Raw genomic sequence first — 25,364 nt, 5'->3', positions numbered from 1 at the left:
GTACATTCTTAAGATGGCGGTCACGTGAGGCCGCGCTTGTTCCCGCCGCCGATCCAGAGCCGGTCGACGAACGGGCGGATCCGGTCCATCAGCCGCTGTCCCTTGTGCGCTTCCTCGCCGTCCTTGTTCGTGAAGCTGAAATGCCGCTCCAGCGCGTCCAGGTCATGATTGGACGTGTAAAACGTCGGCTTCCGGTTCATGCGGTAGTTCAGAATCGTGCCCATCACATGGTCGCGCACCCAGGGGCTGAGATTCTCGGCGCCGATGTCGTCAAAAACGAGCAGATCGGTCTGCTTCATCAGTTCAATCGTCTCGCGTAGCCGGGCCGGTTCATCCAGCATCGATTTCACGTCCTCGACGAACTCCGGCACGTAGACGATGACGCCGGACAGCCCGCTCTTCGCCAGCTCGTGCAGCATGTAGCACATGAGATACGTCTTGCCCGTGCCGAACGGGCCGACGAGATAAAGTCCGCGCTTCTGCAAGCCGTTCTCCCGCGTCGTCTTGATGTATTTGAACAGATGGTTGACGGCAGCCGAACGCTCGGGCTCGAGGGTGACCATCTCGGTCGGCGAGAACGAACCGCCGAGCGCCGATTCGTCGATGTAGAAGCTCCGCACCCGGCTGCGCAGCTGCTGTTCGGCCTGACGCGCCTTGAGCAGGCTGCAGGGAGCTTTCCGGTCGTACAGCTGCGCCTTGTCGCTTTGTACCTCGCACTCCAGCACCGTGTAGTACCCTTCGATGTCGTTCGGGCACCGGTCAAGACCGGGACACGCGGCGCAATGGCGCTGCTCTTTCACATATTGATAAATCCGGTTCAGATTGAGGCGCAGGTCGCGCCGCGTCAGTTCCGGATGGCGCGCCCGAAGCTCGCGGACGGCCGGTTCCTCCAGCAGCGCGTCCAAATGCCGCTCCGCTTCGGCCTGCATCCCGGCGCCGAGCGGCCACCGCTTGATGAGTTCCCCAAGCGATTCCATCGGTCTGCCCCTCCCTTGTTACGACTCGCGTTCCAGCTCGCTTGCCAGCCGGAGCGCCTCCGCCAGCTCCTCCGGCGTCAGCTGCCGGCCGCCCGTCCGCTGCTCGACGATCGGAATCGCCGGCTTGCGCGTTCCGCCGCTCCGGCCGCCGCGCCAGACGCGGCCCTGCGCCCCGCCCTGCGTCCCCTGCGCGCCTTGCGGCCGGCGCTCCGCTTCCTTCATCCGCTGCTCGAGCTTCTCCTGCTCGCGCACGTACCGGATCGCCTTCTCGTATGTATCGACCCCTCTGGCGAGCATGTTCGAGGCTACCTTGTCGATGAAGTCGCCCGACAGCCGCTGCGTTCCGCTCATGCCGAGTATGTAATGGATGAGAACATTGATCACTTCGCGCGGCATCTTGTAATGGAGGTCGATGCGCTCGAAGGCCCGGTCCAGCCAGGCGGGCACGGCTCCCGGGAAGAAACGTTTAAGGAAGCGGGTGTGCGGCTCGTTCCGCATCAGGAAGTTGTATTGCGCAATGTCGCACCGTCCCGCCATCGATTCGGGAACCGGCAAATAATCTTCTTCCGACACCGGCACTTCCGGCGGATCGTCCGGGGCCGCGTCTTCCGGAGCGCCGGCGTTTGACGTGCTCCGCACCGCGATCCGGTTCCGCTCCTCTTCCAGCTTGCGGTTCTGCCGGTAGAATTGGCTCGCCCGCTGCTGCAGCTCGTCGAACAGGAGCGCGCCATCCGGCGAGAAGACGCCGGGCTCATCGAGCAGCCGCCGCATGTCCACGGCGTCAAGGTCATATTTGTAGGCGACGTAGTTCACGATCGCCATGCCTTCCTTGTCCGTTCTGAGCCGCTCGACGAACGGCCGGTTCGCGGAACTGCGCGGGAACCCGAGAATCAGCTCGGCGTACGCGATGCCCGCGGACGGCTCGGGCGGCAGAGCCGGCGCCGGTTCGCGGGTGGTGGCCAGCTCCGCCAGCGCCTGCTCCAGCTCGGCGTCCGCGCTGTGCGGCTGCACGCGGAAGATATCGAAGAACGGGACCGACAGGTCTTCCCGTGCCACCCCGGCGCGATCCAGCTCTTCCGGAGCCGGCGACTCGAACTGCTCGCGCAGCGCGATGACGGCGTATTTGCCGATCTTGTCCCGCAGCAGCAGGGTGAAATGGGGATTCGTGAAAAATTCGGCCGGCTCGAGCGGCCTGACGAGCGTGTATTCGTACAGGATGTCGTCCCCGCCCGGCAGCGCGATCCGGTGCGTCTGCAGCAGCCCGACGGCTTCGAGCCGGGAGGTCTGGTCGACCAGATGACGCCGGCCGGTCTCGCCGAGGCCGACGCCGAGGCCGAGCAGCAGCCTGCGCTGCACATCGGGCCGCGAGTATCCGGTTCGCGTCTCGTCGATCTGGTGATAGAGCAAGAGATACAACGAGACGGCCGGCGCGCCGATCATCGGCTGGTAGATCAGGCTGAGCGTCTTCAAGTCCAGCGGGCTCATCGAGAAATCGCGATAGACGATATACCGATGATGTTCGGTGAATTGATGCCCGTGTTCGATCCGCATGCTGTCATCCAGCTCCATCCGTCATGGGAAATCTCGTGATCCTATTCTAGCACAAAACGACACCGATCGCAGATTTAAGTCGGCAGCGGTCTCGTTCGGACGGCCGCGGGATGCGGGATGTAGTGCAAAAATGCACCAGATGGATCGGTCTCGAAGGCCATTGGGCCATTCTGGTGCATTTCTGCACCAGCTTGCGCCATTCACCCCATTTACGCACAAAAAGAGCGGCCGCCGACCCGCGGTCAGCTCCGCTCCGCTTCCTGCGCCGCAGCATCCGCCTCGTCCGCCATGAGCACCTCCGCCAGACCTTCCAGCCCGGCGAATTCGGGCGCCGCGTCCCGGCCTTCCAGCTTCGCGATCCAGGCGCGGATGACATCGCTCGTCTGATCCGGCGCCTTCGTCGGCAGGTGATGGCCCGCTTTCCGGATCCTGTACCACTCCGACTCCCGAAGCCGCTCGTGCAAGTCGCGTGCATAGGCGCAGCCCGCCCCGTCCTCCGCGCCGCTGAGCAGCAGCACGGGATGATCGATGCGGTTCAGCCGCCCGGTGCAGCTGTAACGCAGGCAGCTATCCGCATATTCCCGGCAGCGGCGCGCATCGCCGATCTTGCCCTCCGCATGGAGCACGCCGAATGTTGTCCGGCTGTCCGCGTTGCCGAGCGCGACCGGCACGACGACCGCCTCCGGGGTCAGGCCGCGAAGCATGGCGCCGGCCCGCATCTGCATCCGGCTGCGGCTGTCGGTCAGCTCGCTCATGCCGGACAGCAGCACGGCGCCCCGGAACCGGCCGGGCGCGCTCAGCAGCGCTTCGAGCACCGGCATCGCGCCGCAGGAATAGCCGCAGACATAGGCGGACTCGATGTCCAGCCGGTCCAGCAGCTGGCGGATGTCCTCCGCGATGAGCGGGATCGTGAGCGAAGCATCGCCCGCCGGGCTGTGCCCATGCCCGCGGATGTCGAACACGACGACGCGGTGATCCCGGGACAGATCATGCTTCAGATAATTGAAAATGGAACTCGCAATAAACGGCGGGTGCACCATGACGACGGCCGGCCCCCGGCCAAGCGCGTGACAATGGATGTCCGTCCCGTTCACATGAATAAACGGCATCGCCCTCACCTCGACGGAATCGGTATTCCGTCTTAGTATGGCTCTGCCGTCTCCGGTGCCGATTAGAACATTTTGTATCCGCCCTGGCGCAGCTTGCGGATCGTCCAGCCGCTGACATACGCGCCGGCGAGACCCGCGAGCGCCACCGAGATGTCAACGTAGGAATACCCGGTCAGATTGGCCGTGAACGACTTCGACTCATCCCAGGTGAAGTACATGCCCAGCGGCACGCCGACGATCAGGAACAGCCAGATCGGAAACCAGGTCGTCTTGATCAGCATGTTCAGGATGAAGCCGATGCCGAAGATCATCACGAAGAACAGAAGCAACAGCACGATCATTTGCAGCATGTCGGAAGCAAGCTCCTTCCTTGGCGCATTCCGTTTCTCTAGAGTAGTTTAGTGGAAGTGCCCGCACGAGTCAATTTCGGAGCGGCTTTGTCACAAGACCGTCATTTGCCCCGCGTCCCGCCGTTCGGGTACAATGAGGGCGACAAGTGCAGGTTCCACGAACGACAGAACCTGAAGGAGGGTTTCCATGAGCGAAGCGGCTCAAACGCTTGAAGGCTGGTTCGCGCTGCACGATTTCCGCACCATCGACTGGTCGGCATGGAAGCAGGCCGACGCGGCCGAGCGGGAACAGGCAGCAGGCGAACTGCGCCGCATGATGGAAGAATGGGCATCGGTCGAAGCCGCGAAAACCGGCAGCACGGCCGTCTACGCGATCGTCGGCCAGAAAGCCGACATTCTGTTCATGCATCTGCGCGAGACGCTGGACGAACTGCAGGAATTGGAGACGGCGTTCAACAAATCGGCATTCGCCGACTATACGCTTCCCGCGTACTCCTATGTCAGCGTCGTCGAGCTGAGCAACTATATGGCGCAGCCGGGATCCGATCCGATGCAGAACCCGGAGATCGTCGCCCGGCTCAAACCGATTCTGCCGAAAACCCGGCACATCTGCTTCTACCCGATGAACAAACGCCGGCAGGGCAGCGACAACTGGTACATGCTCCCGATCGACGAGCGGCGCGAAATGATGCGCTCCCATGGCATGACCGGCCGCAAATACGCCGGCAAGGTCCGGCAGATCATCACCGGTTCGGTCGGCTTCGACTTGTGGGAGTGGGGCGTCACGCTGTTCGCCGACGACCCGATCCAGTTCAAGAAGCTGGTCTACGAAATGCGTTTCGACGAGGTAAGCGCGCGGTTCGGCGAATTCGGCGACTTCTACGTCGGCAATCTGTTGACGTCGGACAAGCTCGGCGAACTGTTGAACGTGTAAATGGACGCAGCAAAAGGCCGGACAGGATTCGCATCCTGACCGGCCTTGTTTCGTTCCCGATGGCGCAGCATTCCGATAGCATCACTCGTCGTCTTCTTTCGTTCCGGCGTCCGCCGTCCCGTTGGCTGCCGCGCCTTCCGCTTCGGCTTTTTTCGCCGCCAGATATTCTGCCGTCATCCGGTCGCGCTCGCGGCTTTTCGCCTTCAACCGCTCGATCGCGGGCTGAATCAGCAGATCCACTTCTCGTTGCACCGTATAAGCCAGGTCGTATCGTCCCTGCGATTCCAGGTAAGAGCCGACTTCCATGAGCGCGTTGTAGCGGTCGAGCTCGTCCCGCGTCAGCAGTCCCCGCACTTGTACGCTGCAGTGCCGCATCAGAAGAATTTCCCTTTGCGCAGCACGAGCGGAATGCCGCCGATGATGAACAGATAGCGCAGGTCGATGAGCTTCTTGAGCTGGGCTGCCGTCCAGCCTTTGTACTTCTTGCCGAAGGCGATGCCGATGGCTTCACCTTTGCCCAGCGAAGCGACCGTGCCCTTGTGCTTGTACTCGAACTTCTTCAGCGCCTGGTTGCGGATGGAAGCGACCAGGTTGTGCGCCACGGCCACGCCTTGCTGCATGGCGATCTGCGCCGTCGGCGGGTACGGGCGGCCTTCTTCGTTGAACACCAGCGAGTTGTCGCCGACGACGTAAACATTGTCATGCCCCGGCGCACGCAGATATTCGTCGACCTTCACGCGGCCTCGCATCGTCTCGAAGCCGGCTTCCTCGATCAGCCGGTTGCCGCGGATGCCGCCGGTCCAGATGACCGTCTGCGCCTTGATCTCCTCGCCTTCGCCGACGATGACACCGTCCGGCTTGCATTCCTTGATCGGCGTTCCGATGCGGAACGTGACGCCTTTCTTCCGCAGCACGTCCACCGCGTATTCGACAAGTTCCGGATCGAAGCCCGGCAGCGCGGTCGGCGCCGCTTCGATGTTGATCAGCTTCACGAGCTGCGGATCAACGTCGAATTCACGGCAGAGCTGCGGGATGCGGTCGGCCAGCTCGCCGACGAACTCGATGCCGGTGAAGCCCGCGCCGCCGACGATGAACGTCAGATAGTCGGTGCGGTGCGGCTCGCGTTTGTACTTCGCGAACTGATACTCGATATGTTCGCGGATCAGGCGGACGGAGTTGATGCTCCGGATGTTCAGCGCGTACTCCTTCAGACCCGGAATGCCGAACGTCTCCGGCTCCCCGCCGACGCCGATCACGAGGTAGTCGTAAGACAACGTGCCGTCCTCCAGGATGACCTTGCGGTCCTGCGGCCGGATCTGCACGACCGTCGACTTCACGAAATCGATCTTGAACTCGTCGATCAGTTTCGAAATGCTGACGCGTGCATTCTCCGGACTGTCCGTTCCTGCGGCCGGCATGTGCAGGTGGGTGGTAATATAATGGTAGTCATGCTTGTTGACGAGCGTCACGTCCGCTTCGTTGTAATTGAGTTGCTTCTGCAGACGAAGCGCCGTCATGACGCCCCCGTACCCGGCGCCGAGAATGACGATCTTCGGAATGCTGCTCATGTTGGGCTCCCTTCCATTCTTGGTCGTTGATCATTACCGGGATATTGTGAAAAATTACACAAACAAGACCGGCCATCAAGGGTTTCATGCCTAGCTTGCGTCAATTCAAACGCCCTCATGTATGCGCTCGAACAGATATCGGACACAATACCCGTAACATACATTGAAAATGATAGCAGTTTTCAGAAAAAGTTCAAGAGCAAAACCTACGAATTCTTTTAGAACTCCGTACAAAAACGACAGACGAAGGACGCGGGAACAGGTATAATGTAAAAATAACCGCGCAGATGTCGAGATTATCCAATCTGCCTGGAGGTGCCGTGTGATGTCCCAGCAAACCCATCCCAATCTGACCGACATCGTCATCGTCGGCGGCGGTCCCGTCGGCATGTTCGCCGCATTCTACGGCGGCATGCGGCAGGCGTCCGTGAAAATCATCGAAAGCATGCCGCAGCTCGGCGGCCAGCTCTCCGCGCTCTACCCGGAGAAAGAAATCTTTGACGTGGCGGGCTTTCCGCGCGTGAAGGCGCAGGAACTTGTCGACCGTCTCCGTGAGCAGCTCGATCTGTTCAAGCCGGAGATCTGTCTCGAAGAAAAAGTGCTGAACGTGCGAAAAATCGAGGAACGGCTGTTCGAAGTGACGACCGATCGCACCGTGCACCACGCGCGCGCCGTCATCATCACCGCCGGCGTCGGCGCATTCGAACCCCGGAAGCTGGAACTGACGGGAGCGGAAGCATACGAGGGCGTCAACTTGCATTATTTTGTCAATGACATGGAGAAATTCCGGGACAAGCGCGTCCTGATCAGCGGCGGCGGCGACTCCGCCGTCGACTGGGCGCTCATGCTCGAGCCGATCGCGGCTTCCGTCACGCTGGTGCATCGCCGGGACAAATTCCGGGCCCACGAGCACAGCGTCGAAAAGCTGAAGGCGTCGAGCGTGAACATCATCACCCCGGCCGAGATCGCGGCCCTGTCCGGCGACGGGCGGATCGAACGCGTAACCTTGAAGCATGTCCGCTCCGGCGAAACGACGGAGCATGAGGTCGACGCGGTCATCGTCAGCTTCGGCTTCGTCTCTTCGCTCGGCCCGATCGAGGAATGGGGGCTCAAGATCGATTCCGGCTCCATCGTCGTCGACTCGCGCATGGAGACGTCCATTCCGGGCATTTTCGCCGCGGGCGACATCGTCACCTACCCCGGCAAGCTGAAGCTGATCGCCGTCGGGTTCGGGGAAGCGCCGACCGCCATCAACAACGCGAAAGTATACATCGATCCAAACGCCAAGCTGTCTCCGGGCCACAGCAGCAATATGAAATTGTGACGGCTGGACATCCTATGTGACGGGGTGATGGCCATGCCGCCGATCTGTCCCGTGTGCAACGGTCTCGTGCCGCTCGTCTTCGACTGTCCCCGCTGCGGCCGCGCCGCCGAAGACGCCGGGCGTGCTTTCGACGCGCTCGGGCCGTACGCGCCGTACGAGCCCGGGCACGAAGAAAGGCGCATGCGCGGCTCGATCGAAGACATGATCTGTATTCACGCGGTTCACTGCGCATCCTGCGGAACCGATGGCGAAGTCACGATTGTCCTGCGGCCGTGAACGCCCGGATCTATTACGCTCCCATCCGGACGGAAACAGGCTTCAGCTTGCGCCGGGACAGTTCCGCTGCGAGCATGCGGATGAACGCGGGATCCAGTTTCTGTTCAACCGCCGTATAATATGCTTCGAGCAGCAATTCGTCCGGAAGCTTGTTCATGCTCGGGTCATCCTTTCAATGCTTGTGTCACCCTCATCTTAGCATGTCCATTTCCAGCGGAACAAGCGATCCGGATATCCACAGCGGACTGTGTATGAATTGTGCGTTTCTTGTGGGCAGACGTCGAAAAATGCGCCGTTGCTATGGGGATGTTGTGGATAGAGTTATACACAGCATGTGATTTGCGTCTGCCCTATAAAAAAGTTTGATGCATATTGATTTCCAGATTAGCAAATCCTATTAACCTCATTAAATATCTGGCAAGATCAATGCGGCCGCGTGTTCACTTCGAAAATCCAGATTTTCCCCGAGCGGTCCAGACCGTAGTCGAATCCGAGCTGGCCGATTCCGGGATACCGCTGTTCCAGCACGGCCGTCGCCGTGTACGTGAGCGAACGCATCTGCCGTTTCTTGACGGCCGCCAGCCGAGGCGACAGCGAGCGGCTGATGCCGACGGAAGCCGGCAGCTGCGTGCCGCCGCGGCACAGGTTCGTGACGAACAGCCCCTTGCGCGCCAGCCGGCCGACGATCGCCCGGATTTTCCACGCGCCGCCCTCCTTCACGATCTTCACCCGGTAATCGATCGGCCGTCCGCCGATCGTCGCGAGCGGGATGCAGCGCTGGATCAGGTAGCGGCGCCCGCGCCTGAGCCGACGCAGCGCCCGAAGCAGCCCCGCGAACGAGCGGTACGTGCGTTTCGACGCGCCGACCGTGACGGTATATCCGCGTCCGCTGCGCGCAATCTTGGCGACGCCGAGTCCGCCGGTGCCGCGCTGCGGCTTGACGACAACGCTCCCGTATTGCGCCAGCATCCGGCGCAGATTGGCTTCGGTGAACAGCCGCGTGTGCGGAATATGCGGAGCGATTCCCGGATGCGATTTGAGCGCAGCCGTCTTTGCCCACTTGTTCGCCAGCGTCCTGCCGGTACCCGCTTGCATCGGCATCGCTCCCCTTCCACTTGTACTGCTGCATCATATGCCGGGAAGACAACTCCCTCCTGGATAAACACCCCGCCTCGTCCAAAATGTGCGGATGTCGTTGATTTCAAGCCTCGCGGAGTGGTACCCTGTCAGTACCATGACTTGACGGCTGCCCCGGTGCCGCCGGTTCCGCCGGTTCGGCCGGGCAGACGGTCTTCACGCAGGGAGGTGCCGACATGATACCAATCGACGCCGAAACGGTTCAGGCCCGGCTCGAGGCTTTGAAAGGGCGCGATCTCTATCTTCACCTCGAGTCGACGACCGGCGCATACGCAGCCCACCACGACAGCAGCAGGCATCCGTCATCGGCGTTCGTCAAGAACGCCGTCATCCGCTACGAACGGGGAACGATATCCGGCAGCGGCCCGTACCGCGTCGGACTGAAGATGGCGCACGGATGGGTCTATTGCGAGGGGCTGACACACTACGAGGAATCGGAGACGGAGCGGCTCCTGCTGGCCGGCCACAACGGCGAAGGCAAGCTGGCCGTCGCCCTGCAGTTGGCTCCGAGCCCGTTCTGAGAGGGGAGAGGTGCTCAAGCCATGGAAAAACGCGTTCTTGCCGTTTTCCCGCATCCCGACGACGAATCGTTCGGCGTATCCGGGACGCTGGCCATGTACGCCGCCTCCGGCGCCGAAGTCGCCTACGCCTGCCTGACCCTCGGCGAGATGGGCCGGAACATGGGCTTTCCGCCGTTCGCGAATCGCGTGACGCTGCCCGAGTTCCGCCGGCGGGAGCTGGAAGCGTCCTGCCGGGCCATCGGCATCCGGGACCTCAGGCTGCTCGGTTTCATGGACAAGACGATCGAATTCGAAGATCCCGACCTGCTCGACGAGCGGATCGGTGCGGTGGTGCGCGATGTGAAGCCCGAACTGGTCATCACCTTCTATCCGGGCTACAGCGTCCATCCGGACCACGACGCGTGCGGCGCGGCCGTCGTCCGCGTGATCGGACGGATGCCTCGGGGCGAACGGCCGGTCGTGCATTGCATCGCCTTCTCGCACGGCTGCGAGCGGGATCTCGGCAAGCCCGACGTCTACCGCGACGTCCGGCCGTACCTGAAGCAGAAGTTCGATTCGATCCGGGCGCACCGCTCCCAATTTTACGTGCCCGGCATATCGGACGGCGGCAAGCGGATCACCCGCGAACTGGAAGAGCGGTTCGGAACCGAGCGATTCTGGACTTATCGCTTCGATTGAGGCCTGCGGCGGAATTCATGCTTTACGGCCAACCGATTCGGAAGGCGGTTATCGGCGATGATGGCGGTTTGGTGTTCCAAATCCGAAAAGGCCCGCATCCATCACCATCGATCAGGCGTTTGACTCTTGCGGAGAGCGCTCCGCGGGGCAAACGCCTTTCGGCGTTATACCTGCGGGCCGCATGAGCGATTGAGCCGGTCAGGTATAGCCCGTACCTGGGTCGGCTTTTCTATTTTCCATGGGAGACGGAGGTTTTGACATTGGAGCAGGAAGCCGGTATCATGGGCCTCATTTATCGCCGGCCGGAGGAGAAGGAGCGACTGAAAGCGCATCTCGCCGCGCGCCGCAAGTTGTTCGACCGGAAGATATTGGACGGCGTGCTCGATCTATTCGACGATGTCGAAGCACGGGGAGACGCCTCGGTGATCGATGCGACGCTGAAGTTCGACGGCGTCGCACCAGAGCGGTTGATGCTCGATGACGAATATATCGACCGCTGTATTTCGACCTTATCCCTTTCACTCAGGGAAACCGTGGACACGGCCATCCGCCATGTGCGCGAAGTCAATCTCGCCCTGCTGCCCGCCGCCCGGGAAATCGAGATCCGGCCCGGCACGACGATCGGCGAGCGGATCGGCCCGCTGGATGCGGTCGGTATCTGGATTCCGTCGCGCAAGGGCCCGCTGCTCTCGACGGCGATCATGCTCGTCGGCGCCGCCCGGGCGGCCGGCGTCGGGACCGTCGTCGTCGGCATGCCGCCGGGACCGGACGAGCTCGCCGATCCGGCGACCGCCGCCGCGGCGAAACTGGCGGGCGCGGACCGGATCGTCGTCGGCAACGGCGTTGCCGTCATCGCGGCGTTTGCCTGCGGCACGGCGTCGATTCCCGAGACCGACGGCGTCTTCGGACCGGGACCAGGCGGCATCGGCGCTGCCATGCTTGCCGCGATGATGCGGGGCAAGCGGAGCGCGCCCGGACTTGGCCCGTCGGACTCGGTCGTGCTGGCGGACGAATCGGCGGACCCGATGCGTCTCGCCCGCGACCTGGCGAACGAGGCCGAACACGGGCCCGACTCGTCGTCGGTGCTCGTGACGACCTCTGCCGCGCTGGCTACGCAGACCGCCGCGGCACTCCGGTTGTGCCTCGCCGAAGCGGACGAGCCTCGGCGCGGCTATCTCGAGACCGTCTTCGGCGCCAAAGGGCGCGGCGCGATCGTCGTCGCCTCCGACTTGGGCGAAGCCTGCGCGTTCATCAACGATTACGCGCCTGAGCATTTGATGATCGTATGCGAACCGGAGACGGAACGGCTGGCGCTGGAGCGGATCCGGCACGCGGGCGAGATTTTGCTCGGGAAAGACACGCCCTTCTCCGCCGCCAACTACGGCATCGGCATCACCGCCGTCCTGCCGACGAACCGCTTCGCGCGCGCCTACTCGGGCGTGACCGTGCGGGACATGATGAAAGTGTCCACCGTCGGCCGCTTGAGCGAAAACGCGCTGCGCAGCATCGCTCCGGTAATCCGCGAATTCGCGCGCTGCGAAGGGCTGCCCGCCCATCAGGCGGCGGCGGACGTCCGGCTGCGGCGGGAAGGTCTCCGCCCGTGAGCGCGGCCGCCGTCCTGCTCGTGGTCGCCTCGGGGTTCCTGCACGCGGTCTGGAACCTTCTCACGAAGCGCAGCGGCGACAAGAAGACATTCCTGTGGGCCGCGCAGTCCGTTTCCGCGCTGCTCTACCTGCCGTGGACCTGGCACGATCTGGCCCGGACGGAGCTGACGGCGTCCGGCTGGTTTTTCCTGCTGCTGTCGGTGCTGCTGCACGGCCTGTACATGCATTTGCTGGCCGCCGCCTATGAAGCGGGTGATCTGTCGCAGGTCTATCCGATCATGCGCGGCACCAGCCCGCTGCTCGTGCCGCTCGCCGGCGTCCTGCTGCTGGGCGAGCCGCTGACGCTGCGGGGATGGCTCGGCGTTCTGGCGATCATCGCCGGCATCGCGCTGCTCAGCGAAGCCTCGCCACGTCCCGGCGCCATGGCCCGATCGCGCAAGGCGCTGCTGCTCGCGCTCGCGGTTGGCCTCGCTATTTCCGCCTACATCGTCGTGGACAAAATCGCGCTGAACCACGTCACGCCCGTCGTCCTGATCGAAGTGACGAACATCGGCAACGCGCTCGTGCTGCTGCCGGCCGTCCTCCGGTCCGGCCGCGTCAAGGCGGAAGTGCGGCAGCACAAGTGGACGATGCTGCTCGGCGGGGCGCTGATGCCGTCGGGCTACCTGCTGTTCCTGTTCGCCCTCTCCCTCGCGCCCGTCGCGGTACTCGCGCCGATGCGCGAGATCGGCACCGTCTTCGGCGCGGCGCTGGGAATCTCCGTGCTGAAGGAGAAGGGCGGCGCGCGGCGGTTGCTGGCCTCCTGCCTCATCACGGCCGGCGTCATCATCCTCGGCATCGCGGGGTGACCGTTTCGTCATCCGACGTCCCGATTCATTGCGCAACCGGCAAGCCGGGCATATACTAAATGTACATTATCGGGCGCATGAACAGGCCGTGCGCCGAAGGAGGCAGCCATATGGGCGATTTCCATCATCTCGCGCACATCAAGGAACAGGCGGTATCCCGGCGAACCTTGTGGATTGTGCTCGGTCTCACCCTGTTCTTCACGATCGTCGAAGTGATCGGCGGCATCATCTCGAAATCGCTGGCGCTCTTGTCCGACTCCGCCCACATGATCTCCGACGTCGCCGCCCTGGGACTCAGCCTGCTGGCGGTGCAGCTGGCGTCGCGCAAGCCGAACTCCAGGTACACCTACGGCTACCTGCGGTTCGAGACGATCGCCGCGCTGCTGAACGGCCTCGCGCTGTGCGCCATCTCCGTCGGCATCTTCATCGAAGGCGCGCGCCGGTTCGTGACGCGTCCCGAGATCGACTACGGCATCATGCTGACGATTGCCGTCATCGGCCTCGTCGTCAACATCGTATTGACGACCGTCCTCAGCCGCAGCATGAAGGAAGAGAACAACCTGAATATCAGGAGCGCGCTCTGGCATTTCATCGGCGACCTGCTCAGCTCGATCGGCGTCATCGTGTCGGCGGTGCTCATTTACTTTACGGGCTGGCATCTGTTCGACCCGATCATCAGCATCATCATCGGCGGAATCATTTTCGGCGGCGGGGCGCGGATCATCCGGCAGTCGTTCCGCGTGCTGATGGAATCGGTGCCTGAGGGGTATGAGCTGGAGGAGATCCGGAAGGACATTGCGAAGGTGGAAGGCGTGCTGGACGTGCACGAGATGCATTTCTGGGCAATTTCGACCGATCACAACATCCTGACCGCCCACGTCTTCATTCGGGCCGACATCCAGCCGTTCTGCGTCATCCTCGCGATCAACGAAATGCTGAAGGAAAAATACAAAATCATGCACGCCACCATCCAGACCGAACACGCGCAGATCCATCCGCACGGCGAATACGGCAGGCAGTTCCTCGAGGACCGGAAGCCCCGGGAAAAAGAACTCGCAGAGACGACGTAACACGGATACCGCGTTACAGACCCGCCCGGAGCCGCTCGCTCCACGCTGTAACGTGGATACCACGCTACGACACCGCTCGGAGCCACTCGTCCCGCGCTGTAACGTGGATACCACGCTACGGCACCGCTCGGGGCGGCTCATCGCACGCTGTAACGTGGATACCACGCTACAGACTCGCACGGAGCCGCTCGCCGCACACTGTAATGTGCATACCGCGTTACAACCCCGCCCCATGCCAGACTCACAAAAAAGTACGGCCCGCCTCAACCAGGCGAACCGTACTTTTTCGCTTCTTACAACACCTTGGACAAGAACTCCTGCGTCCGCGGATGCTGCGGATTCGTGAAAATGCGTTCCGGCGCGTCGTCCTCCACGATGCTCCCCCCGTCCATGAACAACACCCGGGTCGCCACTTCCCGGGCGAATCCCATCTCGTGGGTGACGATCACCATGGTCATGCCCTCGTCGGCCAGCTGCCGGATCAGATCCAGCACCTCGCCGACCATCTCCGGATCGAGCGCCGAAGTCGGCTCGTCGAACAGCATCACCTTCGGATTCATCGCCAGCGCGCGGACGATCGCGATTCTCTGCTTCTGCCCGCCGGACAGGGTGGACGGATACACATGCGCCTTGTCCTCCAGGCCGATGCGTTTCAAGAGCCGCAGGGCCGTCTCCCGCGCCTCGGCCTTGATCCGCGCCTTGCTCGTGTTGATCGGATGGAGCGGCTGCTTCTCGCTGCGAAACAGATTGCGCAGCTTGATGAGCCGGTTCCGCCACTTCAGCCTGCGAAGATCGCGCAAGCCCAGATAGACCGGCGCCAGCATGATATTGTCGAGCACGGTTTTGTTGTTGAACAGGTTGAAGTGCTGGAACACCATGCCCATCTGGCGGCGGTGGGCGTCGATATCCGCCTTCCGGTCGGTAATACCCTGACCGTTGAAGATGATCAAGCCGCTCGTCGGTTCTTCCATCCGGTTCAGGCAGCGGAGGAAGGTGCTCTTGCCGCTTCCGGACGGTCCGATAATCGCGATCTTCTCGCCCGGCTTGATCGAGGTCGTAATCCCCTTCAGCACGTCCAGCTTGCCGTAGGTCTTCTTCAGATCAATGACGTCTATCACTTTTTCTCAGGCTCCTTTCCAATTGCCTGATGATCAGCGCAGCGACGGCAACCAGGGCAATGTAGATCAAGGCCATGACGAGATAAGGCACCATGAATTCGTAATTGTTCGAGCCGATATAGTTGAAGGCCACATACAGATCGGCCTCGCCGACGAAGCTGACGACGGAGGTTTCCTTGATCAGCGAAATGAATTCGTTGCCGAGCGTCGGCACGATGTTCTTCACGGCTTGCGGAATGACGATCTTCAGCATGGTGACGCGGTAGTTCAGACCGAGGGCCCGGCCCGCCTCCATCTGGCCGGGATCGACGGACAGGATGCCGCTGCGCATGATCTCCGACACATAAGCGGCGCTGTTCAGCCCGAAGACGAGCACGCACACCTGTAGTGCGGGGATGTTGACGCCAATCATCGGCAACATGACATAGTAGGCGACGAGCAGCTGCACGACGATCGGCGTTCCTCTGAACAATCCGACATAGAAACGCACAGGCTGTTCAGGGTTTTCAGCAATCCGTTGTTTTTGGGCGATACCCGGATGATGGCGATGAGCGTACCGATCAGGATACCGATGGCCAGGCCCGCGACCGCGATGTAGACCGTATTTTGCAGTCCGGTAAGCACCTTGACGTATCCGCCATGCTCGATGAAGACCTCCCAGAACCGCTCCAGCTTCTTGTCAAAATTTCCCATGACACGCTCCCAAACGCGGAGATACTCCGCCCTCCGGCGGAGTATCATCGAATCTGTTCAAGCTTTGCCTGGATGCCAGCGTCTGCATCCGCCTGTCTTTACTGCAATTCGTTGATCGCGGCGGCAATGAACTTCGCCGGCGCCTCGTCGATGATGACCAGTTCAACATTGCCGTTGAGCATATCCTGAACGGCCAGCGAACCATTGCGGTAGCCGACACCGGTCACATTGAGTCCCGGGAATCCCCAATCTTCGTCGCCTTCCACATAGAACTGTGCCGTCGTGCCGGTCTGGAACCCGACCTTGTTCTCCTTCGTCAGTCCGGCCAGTACCGCTTCCACATCGGCGGCCGTCTTGCTGTCGTCGAACCGGGTATCGGAAGCTTTCACGATGACCAACTGCGCAGCGTCATAGTATTTCTCCGAGAACTCCACGTATTGCTTGCGCTCCTCATTGACCGTAAGACCCGCCATGCCGATGTCCGCTTTGCCCTGGCCCACAGACAGCACCACGGCGTCGAAGTCCATGTTGCTGATGACCAGTTCTTTGCCCAGATGCTCGGCGAGCAGCGCGGCGATCTCCATGTCGACGCCGTAGTATTTGTCGCCCTTCATATACTCGAACGGCTCAAAAGCCGCGTTGGTCGCAACGACCAGTTGATCCTTGCCGGTGTCCAGTTCCGCTGAGGTGACCGGCTGAGGTTCCCCGTCGCCGAAATAACGGTTCAGGATCTCATCGAGCGTTCCGTCTTCCTTGATCTTGGCGATGAATTGATTGACTTGCTCCAGGAGCTCCGGTTGATTCTTGTCCACTCCGAAGGCGTATTCTTCTTCCGTGAGCGGAATTTCGATGACCTTCACGCCCGAGCTTGCCTGGTCCTTGTTGTTGCCTGAGCTGCAGCCGATGACCGCAACCGCAAGCAGGGCCGCGAGCAGGATGGCGGCTGTTTTTTCATAGATTTCCTCTCCCTTTTCCCATATGCTACTTTGTATTATTGTGATCTGATCCCGCAAACGCAACAACCAAATATTCCTTATATTCCAATCAACGGATCATGGCAAGCAGTCGATCGAAAAAAAATGTCGTTGTGCTGCGATAAAATTCGGGACTTTCAACCAAAAATGACGCCCGTGCCCGGTGCACGCAAAGAAGGACCGCCCGGCCCAATGCAGTCGAGACGGCCCTTGATTCATGCGCCGGCGTTCGCTTCCCGCGCCGGCCGGCTGCCGCGGATCAGGAACGCGGTGGCCAGCGACACGAGACTGCCGGCGGTGCCGTACAGGAACATCCAGCGGAATCCTTCCGCCACCTCCGGCGCCTTCGCGAGCATCGCGCCCATCAGCGTGACGCCGAACGTCGTGCCGATGTTCCGCGCGAACATCTGCAGCGACGTCGAGACGCCCTTCTGGTCGGGCGCCACCAGCTGCTGCACCCCGATGATCGACACGGTCGACAGCATGCCGAACGCAATTCCGAGCGGGAACGACAGGATAAGTACGAACCAGAAATCGTTGAACGTGCCGAGCAGCAGGAACATGGCCGCCGAAACAACCTGCAGCAGATTGCCGAGCACGATGAGCGGCCGGTAGCCGTAGTTCAGAATCCAGCGGCCCGCCGGCACCGAAGCGATCATCCAGCCGCCGGTCATGCCGAGCATGGCGACGCCGCTCATGAAGATGGACCAGCCCTGGTCCTGCAGATAATACGGAAGATAAGTGCTTGCGCCGAACAGCGCCGCGTTCGCCAGAAATCCGTTCACATTGATCCAGGTCACCTGGCGGTTGCGGAACAGATTGAGCGGCAGCAGCGGCGACGCGTGGCGGCGTTCCCACTGCACGAACAGCGCGAGCAGCGCGAGTCCGCCCGCGGCGTACAGTGCAATTCCGCTTTCCACAACCGTCGTCATGAGGAGCAGACTGACCCCGGCCGTGAACAGCACCGTGCCGGCGTAGTCGATGGCGGCCGGCCGCGGCTGGTACACCTCGCGATAAGGCAGCAGCAGCAGAATCGATACGATGCAGATCGGAATGTTGACGAAGAAAATCCACCGCCATGTCCAATACTCGACGAACAGCGAGCCGAGCAGCGGCGCAATGACCCCCGACAGCCCCCACATCGCCGTGAACAGCGCCTGGATGCGTCCCCGCTTCTCGACGGAGAACAGATCCCCCGCGATGATCGCCGGGAACGGGTTCATGATGCCCGCCCCGATGCCCTGGACGGCGCGGAAAAGAACAAGCTGCACCATCGACTGCGCGGCGCCGCACAGCAGTGATCCGAGCAGGAACAGGACGAGCCCCGCCAGCAGCACCTTTTTCCTCCCGTACATGTCGGAAAGCCGGCCGGCGATCGGCGCCAGCACCGTCGTGAAGATCATATAGGAAGCGAAAGTCCACGCGTACAGATGGAACTGTCCCAGTTCTTCCGCAATCGTCGGCATCGTCGTGTTGATGATCGTCGTATCCATCGCCGAGACGAGCATGGCCATGACAATGCCGGCCAGCACCGATACTCTGCGCCAATCCATCCTCTGCATCTCCCTCCGCAAGTCACATAACGCCATTATCCACCATCACCCGCCGGGGGTCAATCCTTGGCGCCGCCGATGCAAAAAAGAGGCTGCTTCCGCCCGGACATCGCGCCCCGAACCACATAGGATAGTCGAGACGCTCGAACGAATGGATCCGGGAGGCATGCGAGGATGCGACTTGTCCTGTTGTGCGGCGGTTCCGGCACCCGGCTGCGGCCGCTTTCAAACGATATCCGCTCGAAGCTGTTTCTCGACCTGCTGCCCGCCCCCGGAGGGGGACGGGAATCGATGATCCGGCGGCTGTGCCGGCAATTGGAAGAAGCGGGCATGCTGTCGTCCGCCCTGTTCGTCATCCGCCGCGACCAGACGGCCCTGCTGCGGCGCCGGATCGGCGGAAGCGGGCTGGTCATTCCCGAGCCCGGGCGGCGCGGCACCTACATGGCGGCGGCGCTTGCCGCTGCCTATCTCCATTCGGTGCTGTCCGCGGACCCGGACGAGATCGTCTGCGTCATGCCTGCCGATCCGCTCGTGGACGAAACGTTCTTCCGGACGATCGCCCGGCTTCCCGACGCGCTGGAGCAGACGGGGGCGAAGCTCGCCCTGATCGGCACCGTTCCCTCGCATCCGTCCGATCAGTTCGGCTACATCGTGCCGGAGGGCGCTTTGCCGTCCGGCGGCCATGCCGCCGTGAGGCGATTCGCCGAGAAACCCGCCGCGTCGGATGCGGAGAAGCTGATTCGGGACGGCGCGCTCTGGAACTGCGGCGTGTTCGCGTTCCGGCTGAAGTACCTGCTCGCCTCGATGGCGGAACGGGGACTGCCCGCCGACTACGGCAGCCTGCAGGAGCTGTACGGACGGCGGGAAGCGGACTGCTTCGACCGGGAGATCGCCGAACGCGAGCCGGAGGCGATCGTCCTCCGGCACGACGGCCTGTGGCGCGATCTCGGCAGCTGGGCTTCCCTGACCGACCATCTCGGGACGGCCGTCGTCGGTCCGGGCGCGATCATCGGCGATGCGCGCGGCTCGCACATCGTCAACGAACTGCATATCCCGATCCATGTCATCGGCGTAAGCGGCATCATCGCGGCCGCCGGTCCGGACGGCATCCTCGTCTTGGGCAAGTCGCAGAGCAGCCGGGTGCGGGACCTTCCCCCGCATGCCGGACGCCCGATGTACGGCGAATACGCCTGGGGCGTCCGGCGCGTCATCCATGCGGACGCCCCGGACAGCGGCGGGCGGACGATCGCGCTGGCGTCCTTGACCCCGGGCGCGGTCCGGCAGATGCCGGAAGAACCCGGCGGCGATACCCTGATCACGGTGCTGTCGGGCGAAGGGACGCTGCTGCGGCTGGACGGGAGCCTCAAGCCGCTCCGCCGGGGGGAAACGGTCCTCCTGGCGCGCGGCGAACGCTATGCCCTCCAAACCGATTCCGGCATGGAGCTGATCGAAGTGCACAACGGCGGGCCGGCGCATATGCTGGAGCAAGACGATGCGAACGAACCGGGGTGAGCTTATGACTGCCGGCCTTGTCCATATTTCGGGTTCAGGCGAACCGATCGACGTGCTCATTCCGGCCGTCGACAAAGATGCCGGCACGCTGCCGCACACGATCGACAGTATCCGGAGCATGGTCCGGCATCCGATCGGCACGATCTATGTCGTATCGCCGGACAGCCCGCGGATCCGCGCAATCTGCGCGCGCAAAGGGTGCGTCTTCGTGAACGAGCGGCTGATCGAGCCGCTGCCGAAAAGCCGGATCCGCTACCGGTCGAAGCGGTGGGAGCGGTCCGGATGGCTCTATCAGCAGCTGCTCAAGCTGAGCGGCGACCGTCTCGTCCGCCGGCGGCATTTCCTCGTCATGGACGCCGACACGGTGCTGATCCGTCCGCACCGGTTCCGGATCGGCGGCAAGACCGTCTTCTATTACCGGCGCTGGAGCCAGCCCGAATATTTCCGGACGTACCGCAGGCTGACGGGACGCCGCCGGAAAGCGAAAGTGTCGTTCGTCGCGCACTACATGCTGTTCGACCGGCACAAGCTCTACCGGTTCAAAGCCATGCTCGAAGCGCGGCACGGCAAGCCGTGGTACCGGGCGATCATCGACAGCATCGACCGGACGCGCAACTTCGGATTCTCCGAGTACGAGACGTACGGCAACATGGTGTACGGCGAAAATCCGTCCGCCGTCAAACTGCTCCCCGCCCGCAACCTGCATCTCCGCCGCGGCGCCTCCTCCCTCACGCCGGCCGAGAGGCGACGGTATGCGCGGAATTACCGCTCGCTCTCGTTCCACAAGCGCGGCGTCTACTCCCGGGGGCAGCGCCGAATCGCGCGGAAAAAACGCCCGCTCAAGTCCCGCAGGCGGCGCGCATCCAAATGAGAAGCAGCCCGTGCGGCACGCATGTGCGAACCGCGCAGGCTGCTTTTTCCATGCGGTCAGATTTGAATCTGCACTTTGAGCAGATCGGGATCCTTCGGTCTGGCCAGAAAATCCGGCGTTTCCTCGAGCGTGATCACTTTCGAGACGAGCGGCTCCAGCTTGATCCGCTTCTCCTTCACCCAGCGGAACGCGGGCAGGAACGTATGATTGATCGCCATGGAGCCGATGAGCGTCCAGTCCTTGTGGTACAGTTTGAACGGATTGATGCGGATTTCCGCGTTCTGCGGCGCCACGCCGAACTGCAGGAACTTGCCCGCCGGCCCCAGGAAGCCCAGCGCCCGCTCGATGACGGCCGGTACACCGGTGGCGTCGACGACGGCGTCGAACCCGCGCGGGAAGTCTTCCGGCTTCAGCTCCCCGCTGAGCACGCCCCGCGTCGCGCCCAGCCCCAGCGCGAGCTGCAGCTTGTTCGGGGATACGTCGACGACGACGAGCTCGGAAGCGCCGGCCGCGGCGATCGCCTGCACGAGCTGCAAGCCCATGGCGCCGGCGCCGAACAGGATGACCCGATCGCCCATCTTCAGATCGAGCCGGTTCATGCCGTGCACGACGCAAGCCACCGGTTCGACGAACGCCGCCTCCGCAAAACTCATCGTATCGGGAATTTTCACCGCGTTCCGGGCGGGAAGCTTCACATATTCAGCCATGGCGCCGTCGGTCGTGTCGCCCAGCGCTCCCCATTTCAGGCATTGGTTGCCGCGGCGGGTCAGGCAATATTCGCATTCGCCGCACAGCAGGGTCGGATCGGCCGTCACCCGGTCGCCGGGAACAAAGCCCTCGACCCCTTCGCCCACCTTGTCGACGACACCGGAAAATTCATGGCCGGGAATGAGCGGGTACGGGGACAGGAACGTGCCGGCAAAGATATGGAAATCGGTGCCGCAGATGCCGACCCGCTCCACCTTCACCGTAAGTTCGCCGGGGCCGGGCTCGGGATACGGCACTTCTTTGATGACGGCATGGTTCGGTTTTTCAATGACGAGCGCCTTCATGATCATCCTCCCGTTCTCCGAGTTTGGACAGGCTGCCTCGGCCGGTTCACAGCTGTTGGCCGATCAGCCGGACATACCCTTTCTTCAGCACGAATTGCATCGCTTCCTTCGCTTCGCCCGGACTGCCGTGCGTCAGACTGCGGATGAACGGCTCCTCGATGAGCGACATGCTGATCTCGCTGGCAAGTTCGAAGTTTTCCTTCGGACCGTGCAGCGGGCCGAGCATCGTCAGCACTGTCCGCACGGGTGCCCGGCGGCCTTCGATGTCCCAGTTCACTTCGCGCCCGAGGCGGAACAGGCAGATCGCCATCTCGTCAATGCCTTCGCTCCGGCAATGCAGCATCGCCAGCCGTTCCGGCTCCATCAGCAGCGGCCCGAGCCGCTCGCGGTTCTCCAGGTCGCGCTTCAGGAGGTCCGGGTCGGAGACGGAGAAGTTCTCCCCCGCATACGCGATGATCCGGTCGATCAGATGCTGCTTGTCATCGGCTTCAAACCGGTCGACGACTTCGAGATTGCGGATCAACCCGGCCAACGCTTTGCCGTACCGCTCCACCTGGTCCACCGTCCTGGCGACGCTCGCCCGATCCAACGCCGGCTTATGGGCTCCTTGCTTCTGCGTTCTGATCTGTTCCAGCCGCTCCTGAATCCGGGCGATTTCATCGTCCGTGAGGAACGGGCTGACAGTGAACGCGTCAACATGCTCCATCTGAATCGGCAGCGTCGTCAGCACAAGATCGACCGGCGGATGGTCGCGCAGCCAATCGTCGAGCTGCATGAGCGAGACGGTGTCCACCACGTGCAGCGACGGAAGCTTCAGCTTGATCTGCGCCTGCAAGAGCTGCGAAGTGCCGATTCCGCTGGAACAGACGAGCAGCACCCGGTACTTCTCCCTGCCGGTCTCCTGCCGGTTCAGAATCGCCGTGCCGAAATGCATCGCCAGATAACCGATCTCTTCTTCCGGCACCGGTTTGCCGAGCGCCTGTTCCAGACAACGCGACGCCTTCCGGGTCGCCTCGAAAATATCCGGATACTCCGTCTTCACATGCTGGAGCAGCGGATTGCGCACCGGCATGCCGAGCTCGATCCGTTTGACCGCCGACCGCAAATGCGTCGTCAGATTGTCCGCCAGCCGGTCGTCGCTGCCGAGTTCCAGCCGGAGTTCCTGCTCCATGACGGAGATCATGCGCTTCGTGTAATCTTCGAGCACGGAATAATCGTAATCGCTGCTCATCACATTGTTCGAGCGCGCGCCGAGAAGGTGCATGGTGATGTAGCCGATCTCGCTCTCGGGAAACGCAAGCTCCAGCTTCTCGCTGAGCTGGTCTGCCAGTTCGGAGGCGAGACCGAACTCCGGCGTTGCCTTGAGCCTCTCCAGAATTTCCCGTTCAATCGTAATCTCTTCCCGGTTCTTCAGCCGCTGCGCGGCCAGCGCCAGATGCACGACGAAACCGACATAGGCGTTGTCCGCCATCGGATAGCCGCGCTTCTGCTCCATCTGCTGGATGACCTGCTCGATCTTCAGCAGCCAGGCCGGATCGATAAAGTTCAGCAGCCGGCTGCGAATTTCATCCCGCAGTTTCTCCCGGGCGGCGCTCTCGCGGCCGTAGATCAGCGTCATCAATTGCTCCTGGGTGACGTTCTCGTACAGCAGGTCGGCGAGGGCGGCGCGGATCTGTTTCTCCGTGCCTTCGATGTAGACGCCCAGGCCCGGCCTGCGATGCAGCCGGATGCCGTATTTCGCAAGCCACGGTTCAATCTTCTGAAGGTCGTAGCTGACCGTCGATTCCGCGACATGGAGCGCCTTGCCGAGCGCATACAGCTTGACCGGTTCCTTGCCGGAGAGCAGCATGTGCTTGATGACGGCCTGCCGTTCTTCCGCCGTGTAGTCCGGCGCGGCATTATCCTGGCGGCGCAGCTGCCCGGCCAGCTCGGCAAGCGCGGCTTCATCGCCTTGCAGTTTCATGCCGCGGCCGAATTTCTTCCGGAACCGGATGCCGAATCGGGCGAGATACAGTTCCAGCTCGGCGAGCTCGCGCTGAAGCGTGCGCAGACTGACGCCCAACCGGTCTGCCAGGGGCTCAAGACTGTTGAAATCATCGTGTTCCAGAAAATAACGCAATATCTGCACCTGTCGCATCGTCAGCTTGATGTTCATCATGTCCCCACCTCCGCTTCCGGTTCATTCGCGCAGCGCACCGTTCCGGGCCCGTCACTTCGTGATCGAGCGGATTTTCTGCAGAATCGTCTCGTAGGCGGCAGGGTCGGTGTAATTGCCGATTGACATGTATTCCCGGCCGGGAGCGCTCTGCTTCGCCCGGCCCAGCAGATAGTGATGCGTCACAATGAGGTCCGCGTTGTCCGGAATCTGGTCTAGCGAAGCGTGCACGACCGTCACCCGTTCGCCGAATGGAAGCGCACGCAATTTCTTGCGCAGAATGGCGGCCCCCATGGCGCTCGAACCGAGTCCGGCGTCGCAGGCGAAGCAGACGGTGAACGTCCCGCCTTCTTCGCCGATGTCCGGCGCCGGCTTCTCCGGCGGCTGTGCCGCCAGCGGATTGCGCAGCACCGGGCTGACTTCTCCCCACTGCCCGACATGCTCAAGCCGCCGGATCAGCTCATGTTCTTTGCTGCTTACATTCCGCTCCTTCAAATCGTCCGCCGAACCGATGACGACAAGCGACACCGCCAGCGATACCACCGCGGAGACGGCAATCCCCAGCATCACACAGAAAATATCGCCGGGCGGCGCAAGGCCGATCACGAGGAACAGACTGGCCGGCGACGGAATGGACACCAGTCCGGCGTTCCAGTATTGGAAGATCCAGATGCCGGACATATTGCCGAGAATGAGCGCGATGAGCAGCTGCGGCTTCATCAGCACATACGGAAAATAAACTTCATGAATGCCGCCCAGCGTATGGATGGCAAGCGAAGAAGCCGCGTTGCGCCGCACCTGCCCCCGCAGCCGGATGATGTAAGCCAGCAGCATGCCGCTCGCCGGACCGGGAAATCCTTGATCTGGGAAATGCCGATCGGCCCGAGAATGCCGTAACTCATGACGTTGTTCAGGAACAGCACCTTGGCCGGTTCGATGACGGCGGCGGTGGCCGGCAGCCACCCGGAATAGGCGACCTGCAGAATCAATCCGTTCAACTTCAGGATGACGCCGGAGAGGAACTGGCCGACATAGAGGAAACAAGTGACGGCGAGCCCCCCGGCAAGCACGGCAAAAATGAAGTTGGCGGTGAGGAGTTCATAGCCCGACGGCAGCCGATGCTCCAGCACGCGTTCGATCCGGTTCACCGCCCAGCCGATGACCGGCCCGATCAGCATCGCAATGAAAATCATCGAGACGTTGCTGGCCAGCGCCAGTCCGAAGATGACGATGGCCGCCACGGTACCGCCCCGTTTGCCGCCCAGCAAATGTCCGCCCGTATAGCCGAACAGCACGGGCACAAGCCAGTTCAGGAGCGGTCCGACCAGGAGATTGACGTTGTCGTTGGGAAACCAGCCGTACACGCCGAAGATCGCCCGGATCAATCCGATCGCGATGATGATGACGATATTCTGGGATACGATGGCGCTGAGCAGTCTGCCGAGCTTGTACATGATGGGTCACCGTCTCTTGAACGTCATCACCGCCT

The 25,364-nt window shown here is 62.2% G+C and carries 27 protein-coding genes; 10 read left to right on the top strand and 17 right to left on the bottom strand.

The genetic code is table 11. From position 1 onward, the window contains the following. Positions 1 to 20: 20 nt before the first annotated feature. The 4 genes from dnaI to C6W55_RS12425 all read right to left on the bottom strand — a co-directional run bounded on the left by dnaI (position 21) and on the right by C6W55_RS12425 (position 3,987). On the bottom strand, positions 21 to 977 hold the full coding sequence (gene dnaI / locus C6W55_RS12440) for a primosomal protein DnaI (RefSeq protein ID WP_286892863.1): 957 nt from the start codon (positions 975 to 977) through the stop codon (positions 21 to 23). An 18-nt stretch (positions 978 to 995) separates the two neighbouring features. Beyond that, a complete protein-coding gene (locus C6W55_RS12435; protein ID WP_286892861.1) occupies positions 996 to 2,546 on the bottom strand; it encodes a DnaD domain protein in 1,551 nt (516 codons plus the stop codon). Between the two features lie 224 nt (positions 2,547 to 2,770). After that, a complete protein-coding gene (locus tag C6W55_RS12430) occupies positions 2,771 to 3,637 on the bottom strand; it encodes an alpha/beta fold hydrolase (protein WP_286892859.1) in 867 nt (288 codons plus the stop codon). Positions 3,638 to 3,699: 62 nt separating this feature from the next. Then, positions 3,700 to 3,987, bottom strand: coding sequence for a YuiB family protein (locus C6W55_RS12425; RefSeq protein WP_015255570.1), 288 nt, complete (start codon positions 3,985 to 3,987; stop codon positions 3,700 to 3,702). A gap of 187 nt (positions 3,988 to 4,174) precedes the next feature. Here C6W55_RS12425 and hemQ point away from each other — a divergent pair, with 187 nt between their 5' ends. Next, positions 4,175 to 4,921, top strand: a complete 747-nt coding sequence (hemQ, locus tag C6W55_RS12420; RefSeq protein WP_286892856.1) for a hydrogen peroxide-dependent heme synthase — start codon at positions 4,175 to 4,177, stop codon at positions 4,919 to 4,921. Between the two features lie 81 nt (positions 4,922 to 5,002). On the opposite strand, the gene C6W55_RS12415 is transcribed toward hemQ, so the two are convergent. Next, positions 5,003 to 5,296, bottom strand: coding sequence for a hypothetical protein (locus C6W55_RS12415; RefSeq protein WP_286892854.1), 294 nt, complete (start codon positions 5,294 to 5,296; stop codon positions 5,003 to 5,005). Beyond that, the gene (locus tag C6W55_RS12410) at positions 5,296 to 6,489 is read right to left on the bottom strand and encodes an NAD(P)/FAD-dependent oxidoreductase (RefSeq protein ID WP_286892852.1); all 1,194 of its coding nucleotides are present in this window, start codon (positions 6,487 to 6,489) and stop codon (positions 5,296 to 5,298) included. Before C6W55_RS12410 ends, C6W55_RS12415 begins: the two co-directional genes overlap by 1 nt. Before the next feature lie 325 nt (positions 6,490 to 6,814). On the opposite strand from C6W55_RS12410, the gene C6W55_RS12405 reads away from it, so the two are divergent. Next, positions 6,815 to 7,813 (top strand): NAD(P)/FAD-dependent oxidoreductase, encoded by a 999-nt coding sequence (locus C6W55_RS12405; protein WP_286892851.1) that lies wholly within the window; start codon positions 6,815 to 6,817, stop codon positions 7,811 to 7,813. 33 nt (positions 7,814 to 7,846) lie between these two features. Further along, positions 7,847 to 8,089, top strand: a complete 243-nt coding sequence (locus C6W55_RS12400) for a hypothetical protein (protein ID WP_286892850.1) — start codon at positions 7,847 to 7,849, stop codon at positions 8,087 to 8,089. A gap of 13 nt (positions 8,090 to 8,102) precedes the next feature. Here the strand turns inward: C6W55_RS12400 and sda are convergent, their stop codons facing one another. After that, a complete protein-coding gene (sda, locus tag C6W55_RS12395; protein WP_015255576.1) occupies positions 8,103 to 8,246 on the bottom strand; it encodes a sporulation histidine kinase inhibitor Sda in 144 nt (47 codons plus the stop codon). 266 nt (positions 8,247 to 8,512) lie between these two features. Continuing rightward, positions 8,513 to 9,184, bottom strand: a complete 672-nt coding sequence (locus C6W55_RS12390; protein ID WP_213485792.1) for a YheC/YheD family protein — start codon at positions 9,182 to 9,184, stop codon at positions 8,513 to 8,515. 218 nt (positions 9,185 to 9,402) lie between these two features. Between C6W55_RS12390 and C6W55_RS12385 the strand changes: the two genes are divergently transcribed. From C6W55_RS12385 to C6W55_RS12365, 5 genes are all read left to right on the top strand, one after another. After that, positions 9,403 to 9,747, top strand: a complete 345-nt coding sequence (locus C6W55_RS12385) for a YojF family protein (RefSeq protein WP_286892847.1) — start codon at positions 9,403 to 9,405, stop codon at positions 9,745 to 9,747. Between the two features lie 21 nt (positions 9,748 to 9,768). Next, positions 9,769 to 10,425 (top strand): bacillithiol biosynthesis deacetylase BshB2, encoded by a 657-nt coding sequence (gene bshB2 / locus C6W55_RS12380; RefSeq protein ID WP_286892846.1) that lies wholly within the window; start codon positions 9,769 to 9,771, stop codon positions 10,423 to 10,425. 281 nt (positions 10,426 to 10,706) lie between these two features. Further along, positions 10,707 to 12,029: a histidinol dehydrogenase gene (gene hisD, locus C6W55_RS12375; RefSeq protein ID WP_286892845.1), complete on the top strand. Its 1,323-nt coding sequence runs from the start codon at positions 10,707 to 10,709 to the stop codon at positions 12,027 to 12,029. Then, the gene (locus tag C6W55_RS12370) at positions 12,026 to 12,877 is read left to right on the top strand and encodes a DMT family transporter (RefSeq protein WP_286892842.1); all 852 of its coding nucleotides are present in this window, start codon (positions 12,026 to 12,028) and stop codon (positions 12,875 to 12,877) included. The genes hisD and C6W55_RS12370 overlap by 4 nt, the downstream gene beginning before the upstream one ends. 110 nt (positions 12,878 to 12,987) lie before the next feature. Further along, positions 12,988 to 13,947 (top strand): cation diffusion facilitator family transporter, encoded by a 960-nt coding sequence (locus C6W55_RS12365; protein ID WP_286892840.1) that lies wholly within the window; start codon positions 12,988 to 12,990, stop codon positions 13,945 to 13,947. A 293-nt stretch (positions 13,948 to 14,240) separates the two neighbouring features. On the opposite strand, the gene C6W55_RS12360 is transcribed toward C6W55_RS12365, so the two are convergent. From C6W55_RS12360 to C6W55_RS12340, 5 genes are all read right to left on the bottom strand, one after another. After that, positions 14,241 to 15,065 (bottom strand): amino acid ABC transporter ATP-binding protein, encoded by an 825-nt coding sequence (locus C6W55_RS12360; RefSeq protein ID WP_286892839.1) that lies wholly within the window; start codon positions 15,063 to 15,065, stop codon positions 14,241 to 14,243. Further along, a complete protein-coding gene (locus C6W55_RS12355; RefSeq protein ID WP_286892837.1) occupies positions 15,049 to 15,513 on the bottom strand; it encodes an amino acid ABC transporter permease in 465 nt (154 codons plus the stop codon). The genes C6W55_RS12360 and C6W55_RS12355 overlap by 17 nt, the downstream gene beginning before the upstream one ends. Continuing rightward, entirely contained in the window at positions 15,474 to 15,758 is a 285-nt protein-coding gene (locus C6W55_RS12350; RefSeq protein WP_286892836.1) for an ABC transporter permease, read from the bottom strand. Before C6W55_RS12350 ends, C6W55_RS12355 begins: the two co-directional genes overlap by 40 nt. Before the next feature lie 98 nt (positions 15,759 to 15,856). Then, positions 15,857 to 16,780 (bottom strand): transporter substrate-binding domain-containing protein, encoded by a 924-nt coding sequence (locus C6W55_RS12345; RefSeq protein ID WP_286892834.1) that lies wholly within the window; start codon positions 16,778 to 16,780, stop codon positions 15,857 to 15,859. A gap of 167 nt (positions 16,781 to 16,947) precedes the next feature. Next, entirely contained in the window at positions 16,948 to 18,285 is a 1,338-nt protein-coding gene (locus C6W55_RS12340) for an MFS transporter (RefSeq protein ID WP_286892832.1), read from the bottom strand. Positions 18,286 to 18,459: 174 nt separating this feature from the next. Here C6W55_RS12340 and C6W55_RS12335 point away from each other — a divergent pair, with 174 nt between their 5' ends. Together C6W55_RS12335 and C6W55_RS12330 are read left to right on the top strand one after the other, a co-directional pair. Next, positions 18,460 to 19,797 (top strand): sugar phosphate nucleotidyltransferase, encoded by a 1,338-nt coding sequence (locus C6W55_RS12335; protein ID WP_286892830.1) that lies wholly within the window; start codon positions 18,460 to 18,462, stop codon positions 19,795 to 19,797. Then, the gene (locus C6W55_RS12330; protein ID WP_286892828.1) at positions 19,778 to 20,668 is read left to right on the top strand and encodes a DUF6492 family protein; all 891 of its coding nucleotides are present in this window, start codon (positions 19,778 to 19,780) and stop codon (positions 20,666 to 20,668) included. Before C6W55_RS12335 ends, C6W55_RS12330 begins: the two co-directional genes overlap by 20 nt. 56 nt (positions 20,669 to 20,724) lie before the next feature. Here C6W55_RS12330 and C6W55_RS12325 read toward each other — a convergent pair whose 3' ends face one another. From C6W55_RS12325 to C6W55_RS12310, 4 genes are read right to left on the bottom strand one after another with little or no spacing between them, the layout of a single operon-like run. Then, entirely contained in the window at positions 20,725 to 21,720 is a 996-nt protein-coding gene (locus tag C6W55_RS12325; protein WP_286892826.1) for a zinc-dependent alcohol dehydrogenase family protein, read from the bottom strand. 46 nt (positions 21,721 to 21,766) lie between these two features. After that, positions 21,767 to 23,878 carry a BglG family transcription antiterminator gene (locus C6W55_RS12320; protein ID WP_286892824.1) on the bottom strand — a complete coding sequence of 704 codons (2,112 nt, stop codon included), beginning with the start codon at positions 23,876 to 23,878 and terminating at the stop codon, positions 21,767 to 21,769. 51 nt (positions 23,879 to 23,929) lie between these two features. Beyond that, positions 23,930 to 24,709: a PTS sugar transporter subunit IIBC family protein gene (locus C6W55_RS12315; protein ID WP_286892822.1), complete on the bottom strand. Its 780-nt coding sequence runs from the start codon at positions 24,707 to 24,709 to the stop codon at positions 23,930 to 23,932. After that, complete coding sequence (locus C6W55_RS12310; protein WP_286892820.1) at positions 24,595 to 25,329, bottom strand: PTS sugar transporter subunit IIBC family protein; 735 nt, start codon at positions 25,327 to 25,329, stop codon at positions 24,595 to 24,597. The genes C6W55_RS12315 and C6W55_RS12310 overlap by 115 nt, the downstream gene beginning before the upstream one ends. Between the last annotated feature and the right edge of the window lie 35 nt (positions 25,330 to 25,364).

The sequence above is a fragment of the Thermobacillus sp. genome, assembly GCF_003390775.1.
In the GTDB taxonomy this organism is placed as follows: Bacteria; Bacillota; Bacilli; order Paenibacillales; family Paenibacillaceae; genus Thermobacillus; species Thermobacillus xylanilyticus.
This window is presented reverse-complemented; position numbering and strand designations above follow the sequence as displayed.

Excerpts from the sequence above, each read along its gene's own strand:
- C6W55_RS12430 (WP_286892859.1), bottom strand. The coding sequence starts at position 3,637 with ATGCCGTTTATTCATGTGAACGGGACGGACATCCATTGTCACGCGCTT.
- C6W55_RS12365 (WP_286892840.1), top strand. The coding sequence starts at position 12,988 with ATGGGCGATTTCCATCATCTCGCGCACATCAAGGAACAGGCGGTATCC.
- hemQ (WP_286892856.1), top strand. The coding sequence starts at position 4,175 with ATGAGCGAAGCGGCTCAAACGCTTGAAGGCTGGTTCGCGCTGCACGAT.
- C6W55_RS12350 (WP_286892836.1), bottom strand. The coding sequence starts at position 15,758 with ATGGGAAATTTTGACAAGAAGCTGGAGCGGTTCTGGGAGGTCTTCATC.
- C6W55_RS12435 (WP_286892861.1), bottom strand. The coding sequence starts at position 2,546 with ATGGAGCTGGATGACAGCATGCGGATCGAACACGGGCATCAATTCACC.
- C6W55_RS12330 (WP_286892828.1), top strand. The coding sequence starts at position 19,778 with ATGCGAACGAACCGGGGTGAGCTTATGACTGCCGGCCTTGTCCATATT.
- C6W55_RS12325 (WP_286892826.1), bottom strand. The coding sequence starts at position 21,720 with ATGAAGGCGCTCGTCATTGAAAAACCGAACCATGCCGTCATCAAAGAA.
- sda (WP_015255576.1), bottom strand. The coding sequence starts at position 8,246 with ATGAACAAGCTTCCGGACGAATTGCTGCTCGAAGCATATTATACGGCG.
- C6W55_RS12310 (WP_286892820.1), bottom strand. The coding sequence starts at position 25,329 with ATGTACAAGCTCGGCAGACTGCTCAGCGCCATCGTATCCCAGAATATC.
- C6W55_RS12335 (WP_286892830.1), top strand. The coding sequence starts at position 18,460 with ATGCGACTTGTCCTGTTGTGCGGCGGTTCCGGCACCCGGCTGCGGCCG.
- C6W55_RS12385 (WP_286892847.1), top strand. The coding sequence starts at position 9,403 with ATGATACCAATCGACGCCGAAACGGTTCAGGCCCGGCTCGAGGCTTTG.
- C6W55_RS12400 (WP_286892850.1), top strand. The coding sequence starts at position 7,847 with ATGCCGCCGATCTGTCCCGTGTGCAACGGTCTCGTGCCGCTCGTCTTC.
- C6W55_RS12320 (WP_286892824.1), bottom strand. The coding sequence starts at position 23,878 with ATGATGAACATCAAGCTGACGATGCGACAGGTGCAGATATTGCGTTAT.
- C6W55_RS12405 (WP_286892851.1), top strand. The coding sequence starts at position 6,815 with ATGTCCCAGCAAACCCATCCCAATCTGACCGACATCGTCATCGTCGGC.
- C6W55_RS12315 (WP_286892822.1), bottom strand. The coding sequence starts at position 24,709 with ATGCTGCTGGCTTACATCATCCGGCTGCGGGGGCAGGTGCGGCGCAAC.
- C6W55_RS12390 (WP_213485792.1), bottom strand. The coding sequence starts at position 9,184 with ATGCAAGCGGGTACCGGCAGGACGCTGGCGAACAAGTGGGCAAAGACG.
- C6W55_RS12425 (WP_015255570.1), bottom strand. The coding sequence starts at position 3,987 with ATGCTGCAAATGATCGTGCTGTTGCTTCTGTTCTTCGTGATGATCTTC.
- hisD (WP_286892845.1), top strand. The coding sequence starts at position 10,707 with ATGGGCCTCATTTATCGCCGGCCGGAGGAGAAGGAGCGACTGAAAGCG.
- C6W55_RS12415 (WP_286892854.1), bottom strand. The coding sequence starts at position 5,296 with ATGCGGCACTGCAGCGTACAAGTGCGGGGACTGCTGACGCGGGACGAG.
- dnaI (WP_286892863.1), bottom strand. The coding sequence starts at position 977 with ATGGAATCGCTTGGGGAACTCATCAAGCGGTGGCCGCTCGGCGCCGGG.
- bshB2 (WP_286892846.1), top strand. The coding sequence starts at position 9,769 with ATGGAAAAACGCGTTCTTGCCGTTTTCCCGCATCCCGACGACGAATCG.
- C6W55_RS12340 (WP_286892832.1), bottom strand. The coding sequence starts at position 18,285 with ATGGATTGGCGCAGAGTATCGGTGCTGGCCGGCATTGTCATGGCCATG.
- C6W55_RS12410 (WP_286892852.1), bottom strand. The coding sequence starts at position 6,489 with ATGAGCAGCATTCCGAAGATCGTCATTCTCGGCGCCGGGTACGGGGGC.